At 41.4% G+C, this 21507-nt stretch carries 26 protein-coding genes; 15 read left to right on the top strand and 11 right to left on the bottom strand.

The features are described 5' to 3' along the window. Positions 1-152: 152 nt before the first annotated feature. Both L4C38_RS18090 and L4C38_RS18085 read left to right on the top strand, forming a co-directional pair. Positions 153-833, top strand: coding sequence for a response regulator transcription factor (locus L4C38_RS18090; RefSeq protein ID WP_428798947.1), 681 nt, complete (start codon positions 153-155; stop codon positions 831-833). Beyond that, positions 833-2095 carry a sensor histidine kinase gene (locus L4C38_RS18085; RefSeq protein WP_428798946.1) on the top strand — a complete coding sequence of 421 codons (1263 nt, stop codon included), beginning with the start codon at positions 833-835 and terminating at the stop codon, positions 2093-2095. Before L4C38_RS18090 ends, L4C38_RS18085 begins: the two co-directional genes overlap by 1 nt. Here the strand turns inward: L4C38_RS18085 and L4C38_RS18080 are convergent. Beyond that, complete coding sequence (locus tag L4C38_RS18080) at positions 2092-2295, bottom strand: hypothetical protein (RefSeq protein WP_428798945.1); 204 nt, start codon at positions 2293-2295, stop codon at positions 2092-2094. The genes L4C38_RS18085 and L4C38_RS18080 overlap by 4 nt on opposite strands. Positions 2296-2498: 203 nt before the next feature. Here L4C38_RS18080 and L4C38_RS18075 point away from each other — a divergent pair, with 203 nt between their 5' ends. Both L4C38_RS18075 and L4C38_RS18070 read left to right on the top strand, forming a co-directional pair. Next, on the top strand, positions 2499-3854 hold the full coding sequence (locus tag L4C38_RS18075; RefSeq protein ID WP_428798944.1) for a DNA-3-methyladenine glycosylase 2 family protein: 1356 nt from the start codon (positions 2499-2501) through the stop codon (positions 3852-3854). Next, entirely contained in the window at positions 3851-4324 is a 474-nt protein-coding gene (locus tag L4C38_RS18070; protein ID WP_428798943.1) for a methylated-DNA--[protein]-cysteine S-methyltransferase, read from the top strand. Before L4C38_RS18075 ends, L4C38_RS18070 begins: the two co-directional genes overlap by 4 nt. Before the next feature lie 118 nt (positions 4325-4442). Here the strand turns inward: L4C38_RS18070 and cyaB are convergent, their stop codons facing one another. The 4 genes from cyaB to nhaD all read right to left on the bottom strand — a co-directional run bounded on the left by cyaB (position 4443) and on the right by nhaD (position 8157). Beyond that, on the bottom strand, positions 4443-5003 hold the full coding sequence (gene cyaB / locus L4C38_RS18065) for a class IV adenylate cyclase (RefSeq protein ID WP_428798942.1): 561 nt from the start codon (positions 5001-5003) through the stop codon (positions 4443-4445). 8 nt (positions 5004-5011) lie between these two features. Then, on the bottom strand, positions 5012-6199 hold the full coding sequence (locus L4C38_RS18060) for a DEAD/DEAH box helicase (protein ID WP_428798941.1): 1188 nt from the start codon (positions 6197-6199) through the stop codon (positions 5012-5014). Positions 6200-6273: 74 nt separating this feature from the next. Continuing rightward, the gene (locus L4C38_RS18055) at positions 6274-6585 is read right to left on the bottom strand and encodes a hypothetical protein (RefSeq protein ID WP_428798940.1); all 312 of its coding nucleotides are present in this window, start codon (positions 6583-6585) and stop codon (positions 6274-6276) included. A 138-nt stretch (positions 6586-6723) separates the two neighbouring features. Further along, positions 6724-8157: a sodium:proton antiporter NhaD gene (gene nhaD, locus L4C38_RS18050; RefSeq protein ID WP_428798939.1), complete on the bottom strand. Its 1434-nt coding sequence runs from the start codon at positions 8155-8157 to the stop codon at positions 6724-6726. A gap of 593 nt (positions 8158-8750) precedes the next feature. On the opposite strand from nhaD, the gene L4C38_RS18045 reads away from it, so the two are divergent. The 8 genes from L4C38_RS18045 to L4C38_RS18010 all read left to right on the top strand — a co-directional run bounded on the left by L4C38_RS18045 (position 8751) and on the right by L4C38_RS18010 (position 14611). After that, on the top strand, positions 8751-9161 hold the full coding sequence (locus L4C38_RS18045; RefSeq protein ID WP_428798938.1) for a YkvA family protein: 411 nt from the start codon (positions 8751-8753) through the stop codon (positions 9159-9161). A gap of 77 nt (positions 9162-9238) precedes the next feature. Continuing rightward, complete coding sequence (locus L4C38_RS18040) at positions 9239-9697, top strand: YaiI/YqxD family protein (protein ID WP_428798983.1); 459 nt, start codon at positions 9239-9241, stop codon at positions 9695-9697. A gap of 81 nt (positions 9698-9778) precedes the next feature. Continuing rightward, the gene (locus L4C38_RS18035) at positions 9779-10294 is read left to right on the top strand and encodes a ClbS/DfsB family four-helix bundle protein (RefSeq protein ID WP_428798937.1); all 516 of its coding nucleotides are present in this window, start codon (positions 9779-9781) and stop codon (positions 10292-10294) included. 163 nt (positions 10295-10457) lie between these two features. Further along, a complete protein-coding gene (locus L4C38_RS18030) occupies positions 10458-11078 on the top strand; it encodes a class I SAM-dependent methyltransferase (protein WP_428798936.1) in 621 nt (206 codons plus the stop codon). A 494-nt stretch (positions 11079-11572) separates the two neighbouring features. Further along, positions 11573-11848 carry a hypothetical protein gene (locus L4C38_RS18025; protein ID WP_428798935.1) on the top strand — a complete coding sequence of 92 codons (276 nt, stop codon included), beginning with the start codon at positions 11573-11575 and terminating at the stop codon, positions 11846-11848. A gap of 479 nt (positions 11849-12327) precedes the next feature. Further along, positions 12328-13107, top strand: coding sequence for a hypothetical protein (locus L4C38_RS18020; protein WP_428798934.1), 780 nt, complete (start codon positions 12328-12330; stop codon positions 13105-13107). A 396-nt stretch (positions 13108-13503) separates the two neighbouring features. Next, positions 13504-13929, top strand: a complete 426-nt coding sequence (locus tag L4C38_RS18015) for a hypothetical protein (RefSeq protein ID WP_428798933.1) — start codon at positions 13504-13506, stop codon at positions 13927-13929. A gap of 142 nt (positions 13930-14071) precedes the next feature. Beyond that, on the top strand, positions 14072-14611 hold the full coding sequence (locus tag L4C38_RS18010) for a hypothetical protein (RefSeq protein WP_428798932.1): 540 nt from the start codon (positions 14072-14074) through the stop codon (positions 14609-14611). A 363-nt stretch (positions 14612-14974) separates the two neighbouring features. On the opposite strand, the gene L4C38_RS18005 is transcribed toward L4C38_RS18010, so the two are convergent. Together L4C38_RS18005 and L4C38_RS18000 are read right to left on the bottom strand one after the other, a co-directional pair. Further along, positions 14975-15421: a hypothetical protein gene (locus L4C38_RS18005; RefSeq protein ID WP_428798931.1), complete on the bottom strand. Its 447-nt coding sequence runs from the start codon at positions 15419-15421 to the stop codon at positions 14975-14977. Between the two features lie 18 nt (positions 15422-15439). Continuing rightward, the gene (locus L4C38_RS18000; RefSeq protein WP_428798930.1) at positions 15440-15868 is read right to left on the bottom strand and encodes a c-type cytochrome; all 429 of its coding nucleotides are present in this window, start codon (positions 15866-15868) and stop codon (positions 15440-15442) included. A 162-nt stretch (positions 15869-16030) separates the two neighbouring features. Here L4C38_RS18000 and L4C38_RS17995 point away from each other — a divergent pair, with 162 nt between their 5' ends. Then, positions 16031-16660: a cytochrome b/b6 domain-containing protein gene (locus L4C38_RS17995; RefSeq protein WP_428798982.1), complete on the top strand. Its 630-nt coding sequence runs from the start codon at positions 16031-16033 to the stop codon at positions 16658-16660. Between the two features lie 15 nt (positions 16661-16675). Beyond that, positions 16676-17104, top strand: coding sequence for a MarR family winged helix-turn-helix transcriptional regulator (locus L4C38_RS17990; RefSeq protein WP_428798929.1), 429 nt, complete (start codon positions 16676-16678; stop codon positions 17102-17104). A gap of 74 nt (positions 17105-17178) precedes the next feature. On the opposite strand, the gene L4C38_RS17985 is transcribed toward L4C38_RS17990, so the two are convergent. The 3 genes from L4C38_RS17985 to L4C38_RS17975 form a co-directional block, all read right to left on the bottom strand. Continuing rightward, positions 17179-17814: a glutathione S-transferase family protein gene (locus tag L4C38_RS17985; protein WP_428798928.1), complete on the bottom strand. Its 636-nt coding sequence runs from the start codon at positions 17812-17814 to the stop codon at positions 17179-17181. Between the two features lie 23 nt (positions 17815-17837). Beyond that, on the bottom strand, positions 17838-19037 hold the full coding sequence (locus L4C38_RS17980; protein ID WP_428798927.1) for a YbfB/YjiJ family MFS transporter: 1200 nt from the start codon (positions 19035-19037) through the stop codon (positions 17838-17840). Positions 19038-19278: 241 nt separating this feature from the next. Then, a complete protein-coding gene (locus tag L4C38_RS17975; protein ID WP_428798981.1) occupies positions 19279-20133 on the bottom strand; it encodes an N-acyl homoserine lactonase family protein in 855 nt (284 codons plus the stop codon). Between the two features lie 114 nt (positions 20134-20247). Here L4C38_RS17975 and L4C38_RS17970 point away from each other — a divergent pair, with 114 nt between their 5' ends. Beyond that, positions 20248-21129 carry a LysR family transcriptional regulator gene (locus L4C38_RS17970; RefSeq protein ID WP_428798926.1) on the top strand — a complete coding sequence of 294 codons (882 nt, stop codon included), beginning with the start codon at positions 20248-20250 and terminating at the stop codon, positions 21127-21129. 67 nt (positions 21130-21196) lie between these two features. Here the strand turns inward: L4C38_RS17970 and L4C38_RS17965 are convergent, their stop codons facing one another. Then, positions 21197-21505 (bottom strand): c-type cytochrome, encoded by a 309-nt coding sequence (locus L4C38_RS17965; protein WP_428798925.1) that lies wholly within the window; start codon positions 21503-21505, stop codon positions 21197-21199. Positions 21506-21507: the final 2 nt, after the last annotated feature.

Below are 21507 nucleotides of genomic sequence, written 5' to 3'. Positions count from 1 at the left end.
CTCATGATTGAATAATTTCCATTAGTGTGAGTGTGAGGATGTCGAGTTTTTGTCAAATGGCTTAGCATAGAGATTGAATTTCGATGACGTTCGACATTAATTCGACAGCGTCATTTGCATCCTTAGATGAGATGCTTTAATTGGGTATTATAATGCTAACGGGTAAACAGGTTTTAGTTGTAGAAGACAACGAAGAGCTACAAGGTATATTGGCTGATTTCCTAGAAGTAAAAGAGGCACAAGCGGATTTTGCTGACAATGGCGAGCTTGCTGTGAAGTTGGCATTAGAAAATGAGTTTGATGCTATTATTTTAGACGTCATGTTGCCTAGAAAAGATGGAATGCAAGTTGCTCGAGAGCTTCGTCAACAAGGCTGCACTACACCAATTTTGATGTTAACCGCCTTAAACGGCGAACAAGATTTGTTAACGGGGTTTGATGCAGGCGTCGATGATTTTGTTAGCAAGCCATTTCAGTTTCCTGAGTTGGAAGCGCGCTTAATTGCAATGATTAAACGCTATCGAGGTTCGGTTGCCCAAACGCGAATTCGATTTGGTGAGCTTGAAATAGATCAAAAAACACATCAAGTAACGCGTCAAGGTAAGCTGTTGGTTTGTTCACCAGCCATGTACCAAATTTTGCTGGTATTGGTGAAAGCGCAAGGTGAGGTTGTCTCACGCGAAACATTGATTAACCAATTGTGGGGTGATGATGTACCCGACAAAGATATTTTAAGAAGTCACGTTTATTTGCTACGGAATATTCTCGATAAACCGTTTGAAAAGCCAATACTAAAAACAGTACCCAAGTACGGGTTTAAACTGGAGAACTAATGCGTCTGACCAAAAGACAGTTTAAGCGTCATAAGGGCAACTCAATTAATGATGTTAAATCACAGTTGTTGACGACGTTTTCAATTATTGCGTTAACGACCTCGTTTATTGTGTTTTTTGCATTTTCGCTTCGGTTAGTGTTTCAAGAAGATGCCCAAGTCGAAAGCCATTTGAAATCATTCGAAGAAGTTGCAATAAAATATTACCGATTGGATCAAGTTAAGAGCGCCAGATTGAGTCAGTTTGTTACGGCTTACTATACGCCTAAAGCTTTTAGTCAACAGCTGCGAGAGCATGCGCCTTATTCGTTGAATCAAGTTTCCCCATTTCGCACCTATTCTGAAGATGGTTTTGTGGTGTACCACACCAACTTTGATTTTCAAGGAAAGGTGGTGCCGCTTTATCTAACCATTAATTCGCAAGCAATTGAATTTGGAGATGAAAACTGGGATGCATTAATGGTGCTATCAATGCTGTTGATGGTCTTCTTGATTGTCGTATTACGTTTTTCGCTCAAACGTGTTTTCGAAGGTTTAATGTCTCCCATATTAGAGCTCAGTGGGCAACTTAAAAACGCGGATGAAGGGGCTTTTCATGTTAATGAACATGCCATTGATGAGCTGAAAAATATGACCAAAGAGCTTAATCAATACGCACAAATGAAAGATCGAGTGACCAAGCAAGAGTTAATGTTTGCGAAGTACGCCAGTCATGAGTTGAAAACGCCGATTGCGGTGATCATCGGCGCAGCTGAGCTGCAAGGGATGAAAGTCGATCCTCAATTTCAAAGCAAACAACGTGAACGAATTTTAAAAGCAGCGACGCAGATGCAACAGACAGTTGAAGTATTACTCAACATTGTTAAGCAAGAAAACACGGCGAGCGAATTGAAGGAGCGATGTATTGTTGCTGATGAGATCGACTTTAGTGATTTTGTGCGTAAGTTAGATCAAAAGGTATCGTTCTCCACTCAATTGACGGCGCAAACCACGACCAATATGCCGCCAGCAGTCTTGGCAATGATACTCAAAAATTTGTTGAGTAACGCCACTCGTTTCACTCATCAAGGCGCGATAGAGGTGTCGATATCAAGCGATATGGTACGTGTTGCGGATACTGGCGTTGGGTTTTCTACTCAAACCGAATCTGAGCACGGACTTGGGTTATTGATTGTTGAACGGCTATGTAATAGCTATGGGTGGTCATTGTCCATTGGTGATAACCCAAATCAAACCGGCTGCCTTGTCGAGTTGAAACGTTAGAGGTTCATTAGGCTTTCTATCGATTCTTCAACCGAAAGTTGATGGTAAGCGTTAATGTTGACGCCATCAGTGGTATCGATAAAGACCTTTTCAATATTGTCTTGTCCGTGATCGTCAATAACGCTAAGGCATTGCTCAACGGTATTACAGAGTAAGGTTGAGTTATCAGACAGTATTATGGTGCATAAGTGTAGATTCATAGCCAAATTCCTTTTATTAGCAATAGCTTGTATACGTTACGTTGAGAATCCTTCTCTCAAACAAAACTAGTTAATAATTTAGCATTAGGCAATTTGTGATTAATATTTAAACGGCCTAACTCGTGAGCATCAAGTTCCGAAAGTGGCGAAACTTGCTGATAAATCGCGTTACACTTAGGGAAAGTGATAAGTCAGGAGATGGAATGGGACACACATCTGAGCAATATCAACTTGCTCGGCAAACGCGAGATGCGCGCTTTGATGGGCGTTTTTTTGTTGCAGTTAAAACAACCAAAATCTTTTGTCGCCCAATTTGCCCAGCTAATCTCCCCAAAGAGGAAAATGTAGAATATTTCACCAATGCTGCATTTGCATTACAGGCCGGTTATCGCCCTTGTTTGCGTTGCCGACCAGACAGCGCACCGAATTCATGGGCTTGGCGTGGTTCAGAGACTACTTATGAACGTGCAATGAGGTTGATTGAGCTGGGTGACTTGCAGCATGGTTCGTTGCAGAAATTGTCAGAGCGACTGGGCATTACTGATCGTTATCTTCGTCAGTTATTTGAAAAGCATTTGGGCATGTCGCCAAAACAATACGCTTTGTATCATCAACTAATGTTCGCCAAACAACTCCTACACGCCAGCAGTATGAGCATTACGGATATTGGGTATGCTAGTGGTTTCAATAGTACTCGTCGTTTCAATGATGCGTTTAAAAAGGCGCTTAACCTTACTCCTAGCCAACTGAGGCGAGAATCGAACAATTCTGGTACTCATCAATGTATTGAATTGAGCTATCGTGGGAGCTACGATTGGCGTTATACGCTTGATTTTTATAACTTAAGGTCGGTCACTGGTTTAGAGAAAATCGACGACAACAGTTACCAAAGATATGTGAATATTGATGATGTTCAGGTGTGGTTCAAAATCACTTTTGGCATTAAGCCAAACAAAGTATTGCTTGAGTTTGAATTAGACGATGTAACGCAGCTAAAAAAACTAGTGATGCAAGTGAGAAGGGTATTTGACTTGGATGTGGATACTCAGTTGATCGAGCAATACTTTGAAGAGCTGCAACCGGGTATGGTTATTCGCTCTGGGATACGAATGCCTGGAGTATGGAATGTTTGGGAGGCTGGGGTTCGCGCGATTTTGGGGCAACAAGTGTCGATCAAAGCTGCTATTAATCAGCTTAACTTATTGGTTTCGACCTTGCAGGGTGAGCATGTTACTCATTTTCCAACGCCGCAAGAGTTAGTCGATGCTGACTTAAGTTTTTTAAGAATGCCACAAAGCCGCAAAGATACGTTACATCGTTTTGCTGATTTAATGGCATCAAATCCAGAAGCTGATTTTACACAATGGCTTGAGCTCAAGGGTATTGGACCGTGGACGGTGAACTACGCCGCAATGCGAGGGCTATCAGAGCCTGATCGCTTTCTAGATGGTGATTTGGTGGTAAAAAAAGCACTCAAGAAGTTCACCAATCTCAATGCGAAAAAGGTGTCGCCTTTTGGTAGCTACGCCACCTTCCATTTATGGAGCCATGCCGGATGAACCGCTTTACCATCATTGACACACCACTTGGAAAAATGACACTGCAAGCCAATGAAAAAGGAATGACAGGGGCTTGGTTTGAGACTCAAACCACCCAGCCAGAAGCATTGGGTGAGCGTGATGATCAGTTTGAAGTGCTTACCGCTGCAAAACTTCAGCTTGATGAGTACTTCCAAGGTATTCGTGATCAATTTGAGTTACCCTTAGCCGTTACGGGAACCGTATTTCAAAATAAAGTTTGGCATGCGTTAACCACTATTCCATTTGGTGAAACTTGGAGTTATCAGCAGCTAGCCGATGCAATTAATAACCCTAAAGCAGTGCGCGCTGTTGGGTTAGCGAATGGCAAAAATCCCATTTCGGTGATCGTGCCTTGCCATAGAGTGATTGGAAAAAATGGTAAATTAACGGGTTATGCTGGTGGGATTGAACGTAAGCAAGCGCTGCTCAAATTGGAAAATGGGGAATAAAAAGAGAAGACATAAGCCGGTTCACAGGCTATTAGATGACACAGCACATAAACACAATTGAGAATTTTCAACCTTGTTTATGTACTGTGTCAGTATTTAGTTTGTGTGCAGGTTTTATCTAGCAAGTTTGCTGTGTACGCTGCTCGAACAGGGTTAAATATGAACTATGCTCGATATCTCTCTCGCTCAAGCCAAACTGCGCCGACAAGGATTGCAATTCAGTTCGGTAGCCATCTAAAGCGTGTTCGTCATCCGTCATAATCGCAAATTCGGCAAAATATCCAATCTCGGGTAAGTAGTCGAGTGTGATATGAAACTTCCCAACAAAGTAAATACTACGCACTTTACGAGCAATTAATCTGACTTGATAACCCATATTTTCGAGCATGCTTTTTGCTGCGGCTGAATTGGTGATATTGGTTGCTTCGCAACGATCGCTCTCTGGACCTTTTACTATCCAAAGTTTGATGCCGGAAGGCTCCATTTCACGAATTGAAACCGTTTTATTCTGCTGCTTTAGACCCATATCATGGGTATCAAAATACCAGTCGGTTTCAGCATTCTCTTCGAGCATAATTTGGTGCTCGATACTGTTAAGAACGCGTAAAAATGCGTCCTTACAGCTTACTCGATACTTTAACTCGACTTCGTATTTGCCTTTAAAATGCTCGTGGCTCATTGCGCTTCTTAGTCTACTCGTTTGTGTTTAGGCACGTAGTTTAGAATTGAAGTTGGTACAGGGTTACGCGGTACAAATCCTTCAATCTCGCGACGCTCGATCAGATGACCTAAGCGGCTTTCAATCATGCATAAGTTCTTAAAGTTATCTTTAGATACAAAGGAAATCGCCTCACCTTGTGCATCCGCACGACCAGTACGACCAATACGGTGAACATACTCATCTGCTGGGAAAGGCAGATCATAGTTAAGTACACGCGTTAAGCCGTGAATATCGATACCACGAGCGCCAACACCCGTGGCGATCATGTACTGAATTTTGCCCGCTTTAAAATCTTCTAGTAGCTGGCTACGAATTGCTTGGCTACGACCACTGTGGAAGGCTTCCGCATAAATTCCGCGCTTCTCTAGTTGTTGAGCAAGTTTCGCTGCACCGTGTTTGGTTTCAATAAAGATCAGCGCTTGGTCCCAATCGTTTTCTTTGATTAGGTGGCTAAGCAAGGCTGATTTCATATCTTTATCAACGGTAACCAACCATTGTTGAATGTTTTTCTTTGATGCTTGGTTTGCTGCGATTGAAATCTCATACGGGTCGTGAACTGCTGTCTTCGCAAGATCGCGAACTTTGTTCGATAGCGTTGCAGAGAAAAGAAGATGCTGGATGTCGGTTGGCAGGCGATCAAGGATCTTGTTAATGTCTTCGATAAAGCCCATGTCTAACATGCGGTCTGCTTCATCGAGGACCAATACTTCCACTTCTTCGAAGTAAACCGCGTGCTGACCGTACAGATCAAGTAAGCGTCCAGGCGTTGCTACTAGCACATCAACACCTTCGATCAACGCTTGTTTTTGCGATTTATCATCGACGCCGCCGTATATAGCAAGCGATGTTAGATTTAGGTTTTGGCTATAATGGCGAACCTTCTCTTCAACCTGGATAGCCAGTTCGCGCGTTGGGGTTAAAATTAACGCTCTAATACGTTTTTTGCGTTGAGTTTCACCTAGGCGAAGTTTCTCTAAAATTGGCAAAACAAAGCCAGCGGTTTTACCTGTACCCGTTTGCGCTGCGGCAAGCAGGTCTTGCCCTTGTAAAATCACAGGAATGGCTTGAATTTGAATATTCGTCGGCTTGGTGTATCCAAGCTGTTGAATGGCATCTGTGATGGGTTGGCTTAAGCCTAGTTTTGCGAATGGCATGGTTTTACTCGGTATCTATAAGTAGCGAGGGGCATAAAAAGCCCCTTAGTTGATGCAGAGTTTAACATGAAGCGCTAGCTGTTTCCTTTCTTCAATTTGTCTTTCGTCATTTTCGATTTGTCACGTTGTTTATCTTTCCCTTTTTTTATTATTTCGTCACATTTGCCATGCTCCTGTCCTTGATCAGAGCAGTTATAGTCCGTGTCCTGTTTGCCTTTGCGATCTTTCATATTGTTTTTATTGCTCTTTGTGGCCTGTTCAGATTTCTGCATCATTTTATTTTTGGATTCATCAAGCATTTGTGGCGTGGAATCTAAATCGTTGTCAGCGTTCGCTAACGGGGAAAGAAAAAGCATACTTAGCAGTGCGATAAAAACTCGTTTCATAGTTGACCTCTTAGCTCTACACAATTCTCATAGAGTATTACCCAAGTTGTTTGTTTTTGCCTGATTTAGCGCTATTAACGATTTCCCGCTGGTTGCATAGCTAACCAGCGGGATTGTTTAGACACGAACAAGAAGCGGCTAGAATAGTGCGCTATTGAGCCACAAGTGTGTGAGGATACTGGCGATGTAACCAAGGGCAATGACAGGCGCCCATTTTAAATGACCAAAGAAGGTATATTTACCATGTGCGGCCCCCATTAGTGCAACGCCAGCCGCTGAACCAATAGAGAGTAAGCTCCCCCCTACGCCTGCGGTTAAGGTGACCAACAACCAGTTCCCCATCGACATTTCAGGTTCCATAGTAAGTACAGCAAACATGACCGGAATATTATCAACAATGGCCGATAGAATACCGACCATCACATTGGCCCAAACTGGATCCCATTGGTAGTACATGATTTCTGATACCATGTTCAAGTAGCCAATCAAGCTCAGCCCACCAACACACATTACGACGCCGTAGAAAAATAGCAATGTGTCCCACTCCGCATGCGATACTCGGCGGAATACATCAAACGGAACCACTGAGCCTAAGCGTTTAAGCGCGAGATCATCGCGATTTGCGATTGCGGCTTGCGCCTTACGGGCTAATGAGCGCTTGAGCGTAACGCGTAGGAAGAAGCCGAAAAATTGAAGATAAGCCAAGCCCATCATCATACCAATCACAGGCGGGAAGTGCAGCACGGCATGGAAGGCGACAGCGGTGGCAATGGTAAGAATAAATAACGCTACAATCCTGCGAGCGCCGCGTTTTAGCTCAACATGAACGTGTGCCACATTAGGTTTCGCGTTCGGAATGAACATTGACATAATAACGGCTGGTACAATGTAGCTAACAACAGATGGTGCAAATAATGGCATGAACTCTGAGAATGAAACATGCCCAGCTTGCCAAACCATTAGGGTGGTGATGTCACCGAACGGGCTGAATGCGCCGCCAGCATTGGCGGCAACCACGATGTTGATACAGGCGAGGTTGATAAAGCGAGTGTTATCTCCTCCCACTTTCATTATGACCGCACACATCAATAGAGCTGTGGTTAGGTTATCGGCAATCGGTGAAATGAAGAAGGCAAGTATACCAGTTAACCAAAACAGTGCTTTGAAGTTGAATCCTTTACCGACCATCCATGCTTGCAGTGCATCAAACAGCCTTCGCTCTTCCATTGCACTGATATAAGTCATAGCGACCAAAAGGAAAAGCAATAGCTCGGCATATTCGAGCAAGTTATGCTCAAGAGCGATCTTTGCGACATCAATTTGACCTTGCTGAGAGTAAACATACCCCACCATGGCCCAGATAATCCCAGCAGCGAGAAGAACGGGCTTGGACTTGCGCAATTGCAGGTACTCTTCGAGCATGACTAAGGTGTAAGCAAGACCAAAAAGGATCAGGGCAGCGTAGCCGACAGTAGAATGGGTAAGATCGAGAGGGGTGACATCGCTGCTAGCCGCGAAAGCGGAATAGGGCAAAAACAGTAGGCCGAGACAAATTAGCCATAAACTTTTCATTACTTCAACTCCTTGAAAATTCGAAAAATTAGGATTGTTCCAGCGCTCGAACCAAAGATTATTGATGCAGTCTTACAGCGTGCTGCACACGTATTATTATTGGTAGTCTAGTTAGACATTTGTTATTTAGGCATTAATGGTTCAGCACGTACTAGGAAACAAACCATATTCTAGAGACCTTTTGTTTATTTGTTTGTGAGTTGTGTGGAATAAGACTGAATTGCCTTAATATTTAATAAATATAGATAATTTTGTAAATGATTGTAGTGTTCAATGTTGAGGTTGAGTGTAACGACATATGCTAACTATAATTGAAATTACAAAATATGATGCCAGCACTCAGCGTATAAGTAGGCTTAATGCCAATTGTTGAGGTGTGTGCTTTTTGAGTCTAGAAGCGAGAGTTTTTTGTCAAAAAATGACACTGTAACTAATTTAACTGGATGTTCTTCCTTAAATGCCATTAATTTTGCGTTCATGTGGGTTGGTTTAGTATCACGGAGATAACGCTATTTTGACGTTCGAGAAATAGCTAAATTAGTATGTATCCAAGTCACCCTCACCTTGAAGGTACTTGGGTATAAGGGGCAATGATGAGCTCAGTAATTCAAGATGGTGTAGTAGTGTTAAATACAAGCTTAGATGCGGTCTTAGATCAGCAAGCATTGAAAAACATCGGCTCTCAAACAACACCTGACGAGAAGAGTTTTTGGAGCAAGATGAGAACATCAGCTAAGAGAGCGGGTGAAGATCTGGCGGTTTTAGGCATTAAATCATGGTTGGCTTTGGCTGATTCGAATACGTCAGTACGGCACAAAGCGGTTCTTGGTGGAGCGCTTGCGTATTTTGTGCTACCCACAGATATGGTGCCAGATGTTATGGCTGGCGTCGGTTTTACTGATGATATGGCTGCACTAACTCTCGCTGCTAATTCAGTTGGAAGCGCGATTACCGAACAGCATGAACAACAAGCCCGAGACAAGTGGCGTTCGATGACACAATAGTCACCTGCCGTTTATACCCGTGTCTATCTTTCAATTAAGCCGCTACAATAGCGCCAAATAATTAAAGAGAGATAATGATGAAAATTTGGGTAGATGCGGATGCATGTCCGGTCGTCGTTCGAGATATATTGTACAGAGCGGCGCAGCGTACTGGAGTAGAAGTAACCTTAGTTGCAAACCAGTTTATTCGTACGCCAGCGGCGAGCAATATAACTATGGTACAAGTACCATCTGGGTTTGATGTGGCGGACAATGAAATTGTTCTACGCTCTGATGCCGGCGATTTAGTCATTACCAGCGATATTCCACTCGCTGATGAAGTGATTACTAAAGGTGGTCATGCCCTTAGTTCTCGCGGGGAACTCTTTACTAAAGAAAACATAAAATCACGTTTGAATATTCGTGACTTCATGGAAACCATGCGCAGTAGTGGTATTCAAACCGGCGGTCCGGCCCCATTGAACCAACATGACCGTCAACAGTTCGCCAACCAGTTGGATAAATGGCTAGTACAATGGCAACGCGCTCAAAAGTAATGATAGTTTTATAACCTAGTTTAATTGACTAATCCAATCAAAGCGTTATGGTGACTGGCATACTCGAAAAGAACAGTCACCATGAGCACAATCGCAACAAACCAATCTGAGCTATACCACTCGGTACAGCAAAATTTCACCAATCTTTTAGCTGACTACCAACGCATACCCGCAGAGCTAGCTCGTCGGTGTGAGGTTGAAGGTCATATTAAAAATACATTTATTTCCGTTGCCGATACAGCCGCCTATTTACTCGGATGGGGAACACTCGTCTTAAAGTGGCACCACTGTCGTAGTCAAGGGGTGGATGTTGATATGCCTAAGGCGGGCTTTAAGTGGGATCAGCAGGGCATGATAGCGCTTCATTTTTATCAACAATATCAAAGTTGGCAATATCACGATCTACTTGCAGAACTAGAATCAACAACCAGGCTGTTGTTGAGTTTGATTGAAGCGTTAAGTGATGAGGCGTTGTATGGCTCGGTTTGGTATCAAAAACGAACGCTGGGTAGAATGATTCAATTTAATACCGCGGCCCCAATGAAAATAACTCAAACTAAGGTGCGTCATTTTATGCATAATCAAGAGATTATTTGAGAATGAGTCGCTTTTCGGTCAATACTTCGGTTTCCGCCACACTTTTATAACGCACTTGGTCAATTCGATAGCGTCTGCTTTTGCCTGCTTTTATTCTTGAACAAAATAGAACAACAAACAAGCAAAGTGGCATTTGTATTTAGCTATCCCGAGGAGCTGAAACGTGGAAAATAAATGGGAAGAATTTGCCAAAAATTTTGAACAGAGCAACAATTATGTTGTTGGTATAAAAGATATTAATCGAGTCAAACAACGGTTGCAGCAACATCGTAACCTTGGTTCACTGTTGGAACTAGGTTGTGGTAATGGTACTTATACCGCTAGCTTAGTTGATTCAGCTGACAGTATCGTCGCAACTGATTTATCTCAACCTATGTTGGAAGTGACTAAAATACGTTTTGAGCACGAAACTAAAGTCGTTGTTGAGCAAGCAGATTGTTTTGCTCTTCATTATCAAGATGCCAGCTTCGATACGGTTTTTATGGCGAATTTACTACATGTGATACCGAATCCTGTGGATGCGCTGCAAGAATGCATGCGAGTGCTAAAACCCGGAGGGCAGATCATTGTGGTGAGCTTTACCCTCCACGAGATGAGTTTTTTCAATAAGTTGGCACTAAAGTACCGCTATATACGTAAATATGGAGCGAAATCAGCTAGCAGTACGCCAATGACCCCAGTACTTGCTCATGAGTTAACAGCAACCGCTGGTTTTCAAAACGTTTCAACAGAGATGTTAGGAAAACGAGTCAAAGCGGTGTATTTGAATGCAGTTAAGAACTAACTCTAGAAACTCACGGCGTTTTTGTGCCGCGCCGTGATTAGCTACTCATCACTAAGGTAACAACAGCTGTTGTAATATCTAGTCCGCTTTAATGCAATATCCTTTCTATCATTCTTCCTCTATTTTAATTTACGTATCACATCATACTGCTATATGAAATAAATGAAATCGGTCACGATATTGATATAGCGACCGATTTTATGTTGTTGATATTATTATGTTCTTAACTATATCTGATATTTTACTAAGTAATTCGATACAAAATACAGTATTGGTTGGAATTTTGTATTTTCTCGATAACCCGATATATGCTACTTAGCATAAATAATTATCATAATGGCCTAAAGAATAGATACCTATTTATGCCATTGCCTGAATGATCTTGGTGATGACATGGCTTAGAAAACTGTCAATATTCTTAGCTAGAGAAGGAATTATTGGATGTATTTTCAACGTGATTGAAAATATATTTATTATAGAATGGGATTTAACTAATGGAATTGATTTTAGAATTGCACCCTATAGTGAACAGGTTAACTGTACTGTCTATTACTGTTTTTGGACTTACGTTGGTTTTGTATCCTGCAGTGCTATTTTCATTGAGGAATAAGAATAACCCTAAGGCTAAGTATGGTCATGGATTACTATTTGCTAAGGAAGATTTACTAACTAAAAAAGGAATGAAACTTCAGTATTATATAAAGAAAACACTTTTAGTGTCTGGAACTATTTTGTTAGTTTTTGCAGCGATTGACGAAGTTTTTTACTAGGGGATATTAGTGCCAGCATTTGTGAGATTTTTGTTTGTACCAAATATTTTTGTTGTGCCTGTAATGTTGTATTTGGGTGTGATGGCGTTAATTGAACACGGCACGTATATTTTGTTTCTTTGCGGATTATATAATGCTTTGATTACATTCGGTCTTTATAGGAGAAGTTTTTTTTCGTGTGTGTTAATTGCATTGTTTCCTTTGTTCCTATTATTGTTAAAATCTTTTGATGGTAGTTTTATTATAGATACATTGTTACAGGAAATGCTAGTGCTATCTATTTGGATAGTAATATGCTGTACGGCGTACCGAGTTGGTGAGCTTGGTGACTATTTTAACCCCAGTTCTTCGAATGAATCTAAGAAATAGTGCTTCTGCAACATAGACGTTTTTTGTCGTGAGTATACATAATGAGGTTGATATTGAGTATATATTCTCTTTTATATCTAATAAGAACTAATATTAATAGACATGTAGAATTGAATAAAATTGTCATTTTTTCGTTCTTTGTTTATGTTTTAGATATGCTTATTTATTATTGTGGTCTTGATTTTATTGATCCTTCATTTCACGGTTTATTACCATTCGATGGTGAAGGTCACAGCCTCTACTTGAGTGAGTGGTATTTTTATGCCATTGACTTTATCATTTGTTCTTCTCTCGTGATCTATATTTTTAATATGAGGCTGGGTTTCTATTTATTGATACTATCCTTCTTTATGATTATTATATCACTCGCTGTTTCTGGTATAAGAATTGTTGCTCCAATTATGGATCTTCTGAATGTTACAAAGACCATTGCGTGGGGAGCATTAGTCTTCATCAGTATGAATGAATATAAATTAGGAACACTAAAATACAAATTCCTCAGTAATAATATAACCAAGCATCAGCTTGTTATGGCGTTGTGTTTCATTGTGATTATGTTGTTCAATTCTCAACTTTTCCTTGCTTATAGTTTTGTATTTAAAGGTGATGAGTATTTTTCTTTGTTGCAATATGATGCTCCCAGTATTAATGATACGGCATTTTTAATTGGAATTGTGCTATTAAATATATCTTTATTAGGTGTCATGCTGAAAAATAAATGGAGTCGGTTTGTATTCTATACAATGACAATCTTTTATATCCTCTATTCGGCGTTTTGTGGAGTTAGGATTTATGTTCCTGAAGTTTCAATTATGCGTTTTGTTATGGAGTTGATGTGGGGAGGCTTGTTATTGTTAATGCGTTCACCCCCCAGATTATTGAGCAAGTAGCTTGTTCTTACTGTCTACTTTATTATGACTTTGTTTGAAGTGTTATATACCTGATAATTAAGGCGCCGCATGTAATAAGTTAATTAATTTAGTCGGTCTTAGAATATAATAATAAAGCGGTTTAGAGCTTGCTTTCAGTGATGTTCGGGTGGAATTAAATTAGTTTCACAGTAATTAGTGTTGGCTCCAAGTAATACAACTTGCTGTTTGTAAATGAGGGATTTTCGATAGCGTATGAAACTGAGTAAAGCGACCTAATGTTCATCAATATTGATATGGTCACTCAATGATTTGGATAAAGTTTCTTTGGTAATTTAATCGCTATTCACTAGGCATTAGATGACGACACTCTTACTGTCTACTTTATGCTGACTTTTTATATATTAAGGTATTTAAATGAAAATTATGGTTATCTATTTATTGTTATTTTTCTCTTTGCCTCTACAAGCGAATGAACGAGGTGATTTGGAAAATGAAATGGCTGATATTCTAGGGTTTAAAGAAACAGTTGACCACTATTTTATGGAATATAGAAATCAGCTCGTGAAGCTTTATCCGTTTCTTACTGACGAGTACTTTGAGTCTAATTATGGTTCTGTTTTTCAATATGGGAAAGAGCGGTATATGGAATCTTATATGAAGGGATTATCGATTTACACTGATGAAGAGCTCAAAAAACGACTAGAATATTATAATTCTGATGAAGGAAAATGGATTATTAAGAAAAATTTAGAGTCAAATAAAATTATTCTTGATGATTTAACTCGTGCTTCTGGTGACTTTAATGAGGTCTTTATTAAGAAAATGAAATCGTTGGAGTGAGCGTTTGCTGCAAATGTTTTATGGCTCAATATGATGCGAAAAGCAACGGTACTCTAGGATATCAAAGTCCAGTTAATGACGAACTAAAGAATATCACCAAACGCGTCCTCAGTTTTTTGGTAAAGATGATATGGTTTAATATATGAATTTATTTGATTTTTTGAAGAGATTAGATCGTGAAAATATAGAATTCAAATCACGATATGTTTGTTCTAGTTGGATTTCTATTACGATTCCAATGAACGAACATTCTTGGTCTGTTAATTTTGATGAGTCTGGTTTTTTAGGTATAGATGTATTTAAAGTAACATATGAACATATGGATGAAAATCCAGAGCAGTTATTTGCTCTTTTCAATGGTGCGAATAAGGTATGCACTAATTTCGCGAAAGAGGAGAAATTATTGTTTAAAAGCCCTTTTACCTTTGTAGGGCAAGGTGGCACTATCTATGAGGTTGAGGGTATATTCCCTGAGTTTGGTTCGAAAAATGGCGTTGTTGTCACTTCAAATAAGGACAGTGAGGAAGATATTCTTCAGCTTGAATATCTTAGCGGCTATAACGTAATTTATTTATCGATTAATCATGGTGTAATTACCAATCCCGATAGCCTAAAAGAGATGCTCTCAGAATTTGATTGGAAGGGAAAAGGTACAAAACCTGATTGGATAAATGGTAATTAGATTTTTACCATTATGGTCTATACCCAAGAAACTCGAAGGTGCAGGGCGACCGCATGAGTTGATTTTATGTTAGGCAAAGTTTGGTATGTTGTAATCACTGGTCGATATTACGCTATAACGGAAAACGAAACCTAGAAATAGCGCTTAAAAATTACACATTCGCATTTCGATTTTCGGACGGTACTTGTTGGCAATTTGTTGCTGATAACAATTTACTAACTCATGCGGTAGCCCTGCTCGAAGATGCAGGTAGGCTGCACGATGGAAATACAAAATTTTGTAAGGAAAGTGTTCTTAATTTCATTAGGTTTGTTGGTGACTCTGCTCATCGTGATAGCGGTTTTTGATTTATAAAAGCTGCGACTAAACTTTTCTTTTTATCGTAAACACATCACGCAAGTTGAGTGACATGAGCGTGAGGTTTACTGCCCCAGCCATTAACTCAATTACCTGAATGGTGTAAAACGTCGCACCAAAATCCCCTTGGCTTGCCAGTGAATTTAGATAAAGTGCCGCTGGCAATAGAACCACTAAACCATTGATAGCAATGATCGGCATACGTTTCTTTTTACGACCAATGGGACCTACCCCCATTTTTACGTTAGGTGCAAGCTTTGCTCCTGTTGCACCAGTGATCGCCATTAGTGGAATTAGCCCCCAAACGGCATAGGCAATGACCTGTTTCACCTGAGCTACGGTTTGATGTGAGGTAAATAGCTCACTGATTAACGTCGAGCTAAAAAAGCTGGCGATGGTAACAAACGCGAGTACAGCGCAAGTGCGATGCAACATCTTTAATTTTTCTCTCATCGGACTCTCTCCTTACTACTAGCGTGAGCGATAACTGCGATGGCAGCTACGACAAGTATCTTCAGCTTTATCAATGCCATCTTCAGCCATTGAAGTATCACGTTGTTGGCTTGCTTGATACAACTGTGCAATGCCTTGATCCATTTGCATCATTAGCTGCTGGAATTTTGCTGGATCTTGCCAAATCTTTTCACTGGCTTTGCTGCCTTCACTGCTACCTGGAGGAAAGCTGTGTTTTAACGTTTCACTGGCTGCTAGTAATTGTGTAGCAGTGGATTCCAGTTGCGTCCAATTGGTGTCTTTGCCATCAATCAGGTCACTGGCTGCATCAAGTTGTTCTTCGATAGAACTGAAGGCTTGTTGGCGATTGTCGACAGTTGCTGAATGGCTACTAGCCCATACAAAGCAAGGTAGTAATAGCCCGATTAGATAGATTTTGTTGTTCATTAATAGTTTCTCATTTGCTATGGAGTGATATTAATTTACACAACAATAGTTGCGCGTGCAACTATTGTTGTGTAAATTAATTGCCAACAAAGAGAAGGCTACGATGGAATGTGCCTTAACTCATTAACTCAACGAGAAAATCAGTTTAGGTAGAGTATGAAAATAAAAGTTTGGGATGCGGCGACACGCCTCTATCATTGGGCGCAAGCCGTTTTGTTTGTTGCATTGCTAGCAAGTGGTAACTCAGGTAATGGTCCGCATATTGAGTTAGGTATTACGTTGCTGATATTGGTCGTTTGGCGTTTGATCTGGGGATTTGTTGGCAGTGAAACCAGTCGTTTTGCCACATTTACTCACTCGCCAGCGGTAACATGGCGATATATCACTGGCAAGGTCAAAGCGCAATTTGGTCATAACCCGCTTGGGGCATGGATGGTGATAACCTTGGTGGGTAGTTTACTAATTCAGTGTATCTCAGGGTTGGCACTTGCAGGGTTACTGGATGGTTTACCATTGGCAGGATGGTGGTTAACTGATGACGTGTTTGCACTATTTGAGTCTTTGCATGTTGTACTTGCTACGGTGCTGCCCGCATTAGTCGGTTTACACCTTGTAGCGATCTTAGTGTATAAGTTGCGCGGTAAGGCACTGGTGAAAGCAATGATTACCGGTTTTACCCAGCCTACAGGCATTGCGGCTCAGCCTCAGTTTGCTTCTCAAGGCTATGCTTTTTTGGTGCTAGTTGTTGCTGCATTAGTTACTATGGCAACAATTGCATTTTCAACACTATAGTCAATGGCCTAATTAATGAGTGAAAAATTTGATCGACAATCTAGCTTTGGGTGGATGGTGAATGTAGTAGCCAACAAGGCTGAGAAGCTATTTGAAGTGGAGTTAAAGAAGCATGGTCTTACGGTGGCACTTTGGCCAACCATGATGTGCTTGTGGGAAGAAGAAGGGGTAACTCAGCGTGATATCGCCGAAAAATCGAAAGTGGAAAACTCCACCACCACACGTACTTTAGATAAATTGGAAAAGCTAGGGTTAGTGGAAAGACGAGATGATCCTAATAGCCGCCGTTCTCATCGTATTTATCTAACTGAACAAGGTAAAGCACTCAAAGACACCTTGATTCCGATCCCAGTTGCGGTTAATCAAGAAGTGTTGAGTAGCCTGAATGACGAAGAGCAAAAGCAAATTATTGCTTTGTTGCAGAAAATGGTCGCAGCGATTTGATCGCTACGTTCCCAGCCCAACCTGAAACCTTAGCTTTGTTATAGGAGAGGTTGTGCAATTTTATTCGCGGTGTTTTAAAGCAGCGTTTGATAGCTTGGCTTGTTTGCGAGTGTTGCCACGCTAACGTCACTGAGAATATTACTGAAAGGTGATGCCTGCATAAATGTGTAGATCGGTTGCTGGGCGCATCTTTCAAATAGTTTCTCATGACGAAACGCGATGTAATCTAACGCACAGTGTAGGTAGAGAGTGGCTAATGTTGGAAGCTTTACACTTTTGGAAAATTGGTTTTCTAGTTGGTGATTAAGCAGATTCAACGCGCGTTGTAGCCCAACAATAGCTCGTTCATTGAGTGTGTTGGGTTGGTCTATGAAACGTTCAAGTGCTATTGATTTAAATCCGATTTCCATCATTGTTTTAGCTAGACCCATCAATGCTGCCTGCTCAGAATTAGCCAATTGAGGTTGCTCGATGGTGCTTGGTTGGTAATTAGCGATCAGGTATTGGCATATCGTCAGACTCTCTGCAATACATTCGCCCTCAGCGGAGGCTAGGGTCGGAATCATACTAAAGGGATTAACTTGCAATAGATCTTCAGGGGAAGCCCAAGGGTCAACCCAAACCAGTTCTACATTTTCTTGCTTGGTAAGCAGAACGGTGATGAGCACCACGCGTGAAAATGGCGATGTTTCATTAAGATAGAGCTTCATTGTAATTCCTTTTTATGGTGACTTTAGCCTTGATGCGTTGGTTTAGTCTTTGACACGCAAAATAAAGCGATCAGCAGCATGCATGTGCTCGTTATAAATAGCGGCTGGTAACTGGGTACTATTGGTGCCAAGTGGGCATAAAGATAACCAAATATTCCTTGTGACAATGCAAACGCCATGGTGAGCAGCCCCCATGCTTTGGTATTTAATTCATAGCCCACGCATTCCAAGGTATAAGCCGAGATGAGTGCGACCGTGCCTGTTGTAAATAACCCAACTAGTAATGATGAGAGGGCTAAGCTAACACTATGAGTGCAAAGAATCGGTAACATTACCCCCACAGCTTTGAGTAAAAAGGCGCAAGATAGAGCCAGTTTAAGGTTAAATTTGTCACCTAATATTCCTGATATTACAGGCCCTAGCGCTGCACCCAAACCGAAAATTGCCCACATAAAACCGCCATAAGTGAGTGATTGATGCAGATCGCGAACAATATAGTCGACCCAGAATAAAGTATGCGGCAAGTAACCAATGGCATCGAGTGAATACGCACAAATTAACATCAACAAGGTGGTTTTTTGTGATTTCGATAGTGTGTTAAATCGGGCATTGGATGACGTATACCGTGCCGTCGGTTGCACTGCTGCCCAAGTGCGCCAACTCATAACGGTGACCGCGAAGGTGATCATAGCAAGTATTAACCATGCCGCAGAGATACTGTGCTGAAGAATGAATGGGAGCACGCAGCCTGCGAACATCACGCCTACGCCGATACCAGAGAAGATAATACCGCTGATCCTTGCTTTGACCTCTGGTGCGTGCAGCCGAACAATAATAGGTGGTGCCAATATCATCAACATGGCACCGGTGAGGCCTGCAATGCCCCTTAAAACAAAGTAATAACTAAATGATGCATCTTGGATAGCGCAGCCTAAGAAGCTGATACTACTAAGTAGCATCGCCGTTCGGATCAGGTTAATCACGTTAAAATGGTGTAGTAAGTAACTGCTGAAAGGCGCACCCAGAATGTAACCTATTAAGGTTGCTGCACCAAGGTAAGAGGCTTGTTGTTCGTTAAACCAGCCAGCGTGAATCAATGCAGGCATCATCGCAATATAGGCAAATCGACCAATGCCATTGCCAACTAGTGTTGCGCCCAACCCCGCTAATGAGTGGGCATTAAGTAAATGGGTTGGAGAAGAAGAGAGCTTAGAGCTAAACACATAAAATCCTTTCACCGAACTAAACTGCTATCACTTATATCTAAGTAACGTACTTAAGCAACCGAGCACCTGAAGGTAACTCGGGAGCATAAGCCTTAAGTTTCTCATTTTCGATATGTGTGCGCAGTTAGCCTTTAGTCACATATTCAAGTGATTTCAATAACAATGAATCAGAATCTTGTCGAGAACCTTAACTATTTTCGCAGAACTACATAACTCTGAGTCACTTGGATATAGGCGTTTATTTATATCTATAGGGCGCAAGTTTTTTTCCGGTAAACTCATCCATATCATGCCCGATCCATAGCTCGGCATTTGTCGCGCTTAGTAAGGCATCGACTTTAGCAAAAGAGTGCTTAGTCTGTTGCGGTTGGTTAAAGACTGGAATCGCCTTTTGTTTGCGGTTTAGATGAGAGTGGTAGAGATCGCCACTAAGGACAATTGGACCGTAGTTAGGTAAGTCGACATAGAGAGTTTGGTGTCCGGGAGTATGCCCTGGAGCTGAGATTATGACCACAGAACCATCCCCAAAGACTTGATAGTCACCATCAATTTGTAGAGCTGATTCTTTTAAATCTTGGTATTGAGTGAGGTCAAAACCTTGCTGAGCTGAGCGTGTGGGGTCAAAAGCAACATGGTATTCGGCTTTTTGGACTAGCCATTTTGCGGCACTAAAAAGGTTAGCATTACCGATATGGTCGGCGTGTAAATGGGATAAAGCAAGATAGTCAATACCAGAAGGTTTAAGGTCGAGCTCTGAAAGCTGCCCGATAAGCGTTTTCGGTAGCGAGAAATGGAAAGCCCCCTCCATTACCGTCATACCTTCTGGAACTTGGTTCAACGTATCGTTAAGCCCAGCATCCCACAGCAAGTGACCGTTAGGGTGGCTGATTAGGTAGCAGCTGTTTGCGAAGAGCAACGGCTTCTCATCAGATATATTGGGGTTAAACATACTGGGTTTTCTCGCTTCAATCCTACCGCAATCCAGTACGCTAATAGATACATCCACTTGACCATCATTGTTTAAATGATCATACCCATTAGCAAAGACGGTTGTTGGTAGCGCTAGGCTCAATAAAATCATGCCATTCTTCATCAAGTTTCTCTCCATTTTCTTGAAGTGACGTGTAAGTTATCCAAGCTTAGGTAGTTTGTTTGTTATTAAAAACGGCATAATTTGGAACTACAATTCCATTAATGGGACGATGGCTTGAACTTCAATGATCTTCTGATCCTTAAAACCATTGCAGAGAGAGGCAGTTTTGTTTCAGCTGCTGAACACTTGGATTTACCTACTAGCACCGTCAGTCGTCGTATAGCTGAACTAGAAAAAGTCTTAGGGATTAAGCTAATCCTGCGTACATCACGTACAGTACAGTTAAGTGAGTTAGGACAATTACTTAATCAGCAAACCGCCCCTCACTTGGAAGGATTGATTGATAGTGTCACCTTCTTACAAGATCAACAGGAACATATTAGTGGCAAGATGTTGGTGGTATCACCAATTTTTCTTTCTTATTTTCGCTTAGCCGATTGGTTGGGCGAGTTTCAAGCGCGATATCCGAATCTTGAATTACATTACCGCATCAGCAATGACATTGAAGACATTCATACTGAGCAGGTTGATTTGGCTATTCGTCCTGGTCCGTTGAAAGACTCATCGCTGGTAGCGAAGTTTCTTTATCAACCTAAAATGAGGCTATACGCGGGGTTGCCATGGCTTAGAAATAACCAATTGCCCAAAAAACCTTGCCAACTTAATGGCTGTAAATCGTTTACAGTGCCATATTTTGCTAAACCTTGGAAGTTGAACAAAGGCAGTAAAATTCAACAAATAGAGACGGATTATCATGTCTACGCCAATGACTTTGGACCAGTTGCACAAGGGGTGGTGCATGGTTCCGTCATTGGGGTTTTACCTAAGGTATTTGGTGATGAATTGGTAAAAGAAGGCAAGTTAATAAACTTATTGCCTGAGTATCAAGTTGAACCACCTGGTCCAGTTTATGCGGTTTATCCTTCAAAGCAGTTTCTACCACGCAAAACCCAGTTGTTGCTACGTTTTTTAGAAGATAAATTTGCGTCATTGTAGTGTCTGGCGATGAAAAAAAAGCAACCACAGATAAATGATGTGGTTGCTTGGCTAGGAATAGATTCCCCTAAAGTTTTGAATAATATGCAGAGATATTTTCGATATCTTTATCGGATAACGCAGCGACCATAGCGTTCATAGTTGGGTCTTTTCGGCTGCCGTCTTTAAATGCTTTCATTTGCTTAACCAGATAGCCCTTTTTTTGACCCGCTAGGTTAGGGTATAGCTCGATAGGTGAGATACCATCGGTCCCATGACATGCTACGCACGTTATCGCTTTTGCTTTGCCTGCTGCAGTATCGTCTGCTACGGCATAGCTTGAAGCTGCGACTGCTAGGATACCTCCAGCAACTGCTAAACCTAATGCTCGCTTCATAC

Source organism: Vibrio kasasachensis, assembly GCF_050337565.1.
In the GTDB taxonomy this organism is placed as follows: Bacteria; Pseudomonadota; Gammaproteobacteria; order Enterobacterales; family Vibrionaceae; genus Vibrio; species Vibrio kasasachensis.
This window is presented reverse-complemented; position numbering and strand designations above follow the sequence as displayed.

Coding starts and splice junctions, on each gene's coding strand:
- L4C38_RS17965 (WP_428798925.1), bottom strand. CDS start 21,505: ATGAAGCGAGCATTAGGTTTAGCAGTTGCTGGAGGTATCCTAGCAGTC.
- cyaB (WP_428798942.1), bottom strand. CDS start 5,003: ATGAGCCACGAGCATTTTAAAGGCAAATACGAAGTCGAGTTAAAGTAT.
- L4C38_RS18090 (WP_428798947.1), top strand. CDS start 153: ATGCTAACGGGTAAACAGGTTTTAGTTGTAGAAGACAACGAAGAGCTA.
- L4C38_RS18010 (WP_428798932.1), top strand. CDS start 14,072: ATGAATTTATTTGATTTTTTGAAGAGATTAGATCGTGAAAATATAGAA.
- L4C38_RS18060 (WP_428798941.1), bottom strand. CDS start 6,199: ATGCCATTCGCAAAACTAGGCTTAAGCCAACCCATCACAGATGCCATT.
- L4C38_RS18040 (WP_428798983.1), top strand. CDS start 9,239: ATGAAAATTTGGGTAGATGCGGATGCATGTCCGGTCGTCGTTCGAGAT.
- L4C38_RS18080 (WP_428798945.1), bottom strand. CDS start 2,295: ATGAATCTACACTTATGCACCATAATACTGTCTGATAACTCAACCTTA.
- L4C38_RS18070 (WP_428798943.1), top strand. CDS start 3,851: ATGAACCGCTTTACCATCATTGACACACCACTTGGAAAAATGACACTG.
- nhaD (WP_428798939.1), bottom strand. CDS start 8,157: ATGAAAAGTTTATGGCTAATTTGTCTCGGCCTACTGTTTTTGCCCTAT.
- L4C38_RS18085 (WP_428798946.1), top strand. CDS start 833: ATGCGTCTGACCAAAAGACAGTTTAAGCGTCATAAGGGCAACTCAATT.
- L4C38_RS18025 (WP_428798935.1), top strand. CDS start 11,573: ATGGAATTGATTTTAGAATTGCACCCTATAGTGAACAGGTTAACTGTA.
- L4C38_RS17985 (WP_428798928.1), bottom strand. CDS start 17,814: ATGAAGCTCTATCTTAATGAAACATCGCCATTTTCACGCGTGGTGCTC.
- L4C38_RS17975 (WP_428798981.1), bottom strand. CDS start 20,133: ATGAAGAATGGCATGATTTTATTGAGCCTAGCGCTACCAACAACCGTC.
- L4C38_RS18055 (WP_428798940.1), bottom strand. CDS start 6,585: ATGAAACGAGTTTTTATCGCACTGCTAAGTATGCTTTTTCTTTCCCCG.
- L4C38_RS18045 (WP_428798938.1), top strand. CDS start 8,751: ATGAGCTCAGTAATTCAAGATGGTGTAGTAGTGTTAAATACAAGCTTA.
- L4C38_RS18000 (WP_428798930.1), bottom strand. CDS start 15,868: ATGAACAACAAAATCTATCTAATCGGGCTATTACTACCTTGCTTTGTA.
- L4C38_RS18035 (WP_428798937.1), top strand. CDS start 9,779: ATGAGCACAATCGCAACAAACCAATCTGAGCTATACCACTCGGTACAG.
- L4C38_RS18005 (WP_428798931.1), bottom strand. CDS start 15,421: ATGAGAGAAAAATTAAAGATGTTGCATCGCACTTGCGCTGTACTCGCG.
- L4C38_RS18015 (WP_428798933.1), top strand. CDS start 13,504: ATGAAAATTATGGTTATCTATTTATTGTTATTTTTCTCTTTGCCTCTA.
- L4C38_RS17990 (WP_428798929.1), top strand. CDS start 16,676: ATGAGTGAAAAATTTGATCGACAATCTAGCTTTGGGTGGATGGTGAAT.
- L4C38_RS18075 (WP_428798944.1), top strand. CDS start 2,499: ATGGGACACACATCTGAGCAATATCAACTTGCTCGGCAAACGCGAGAT.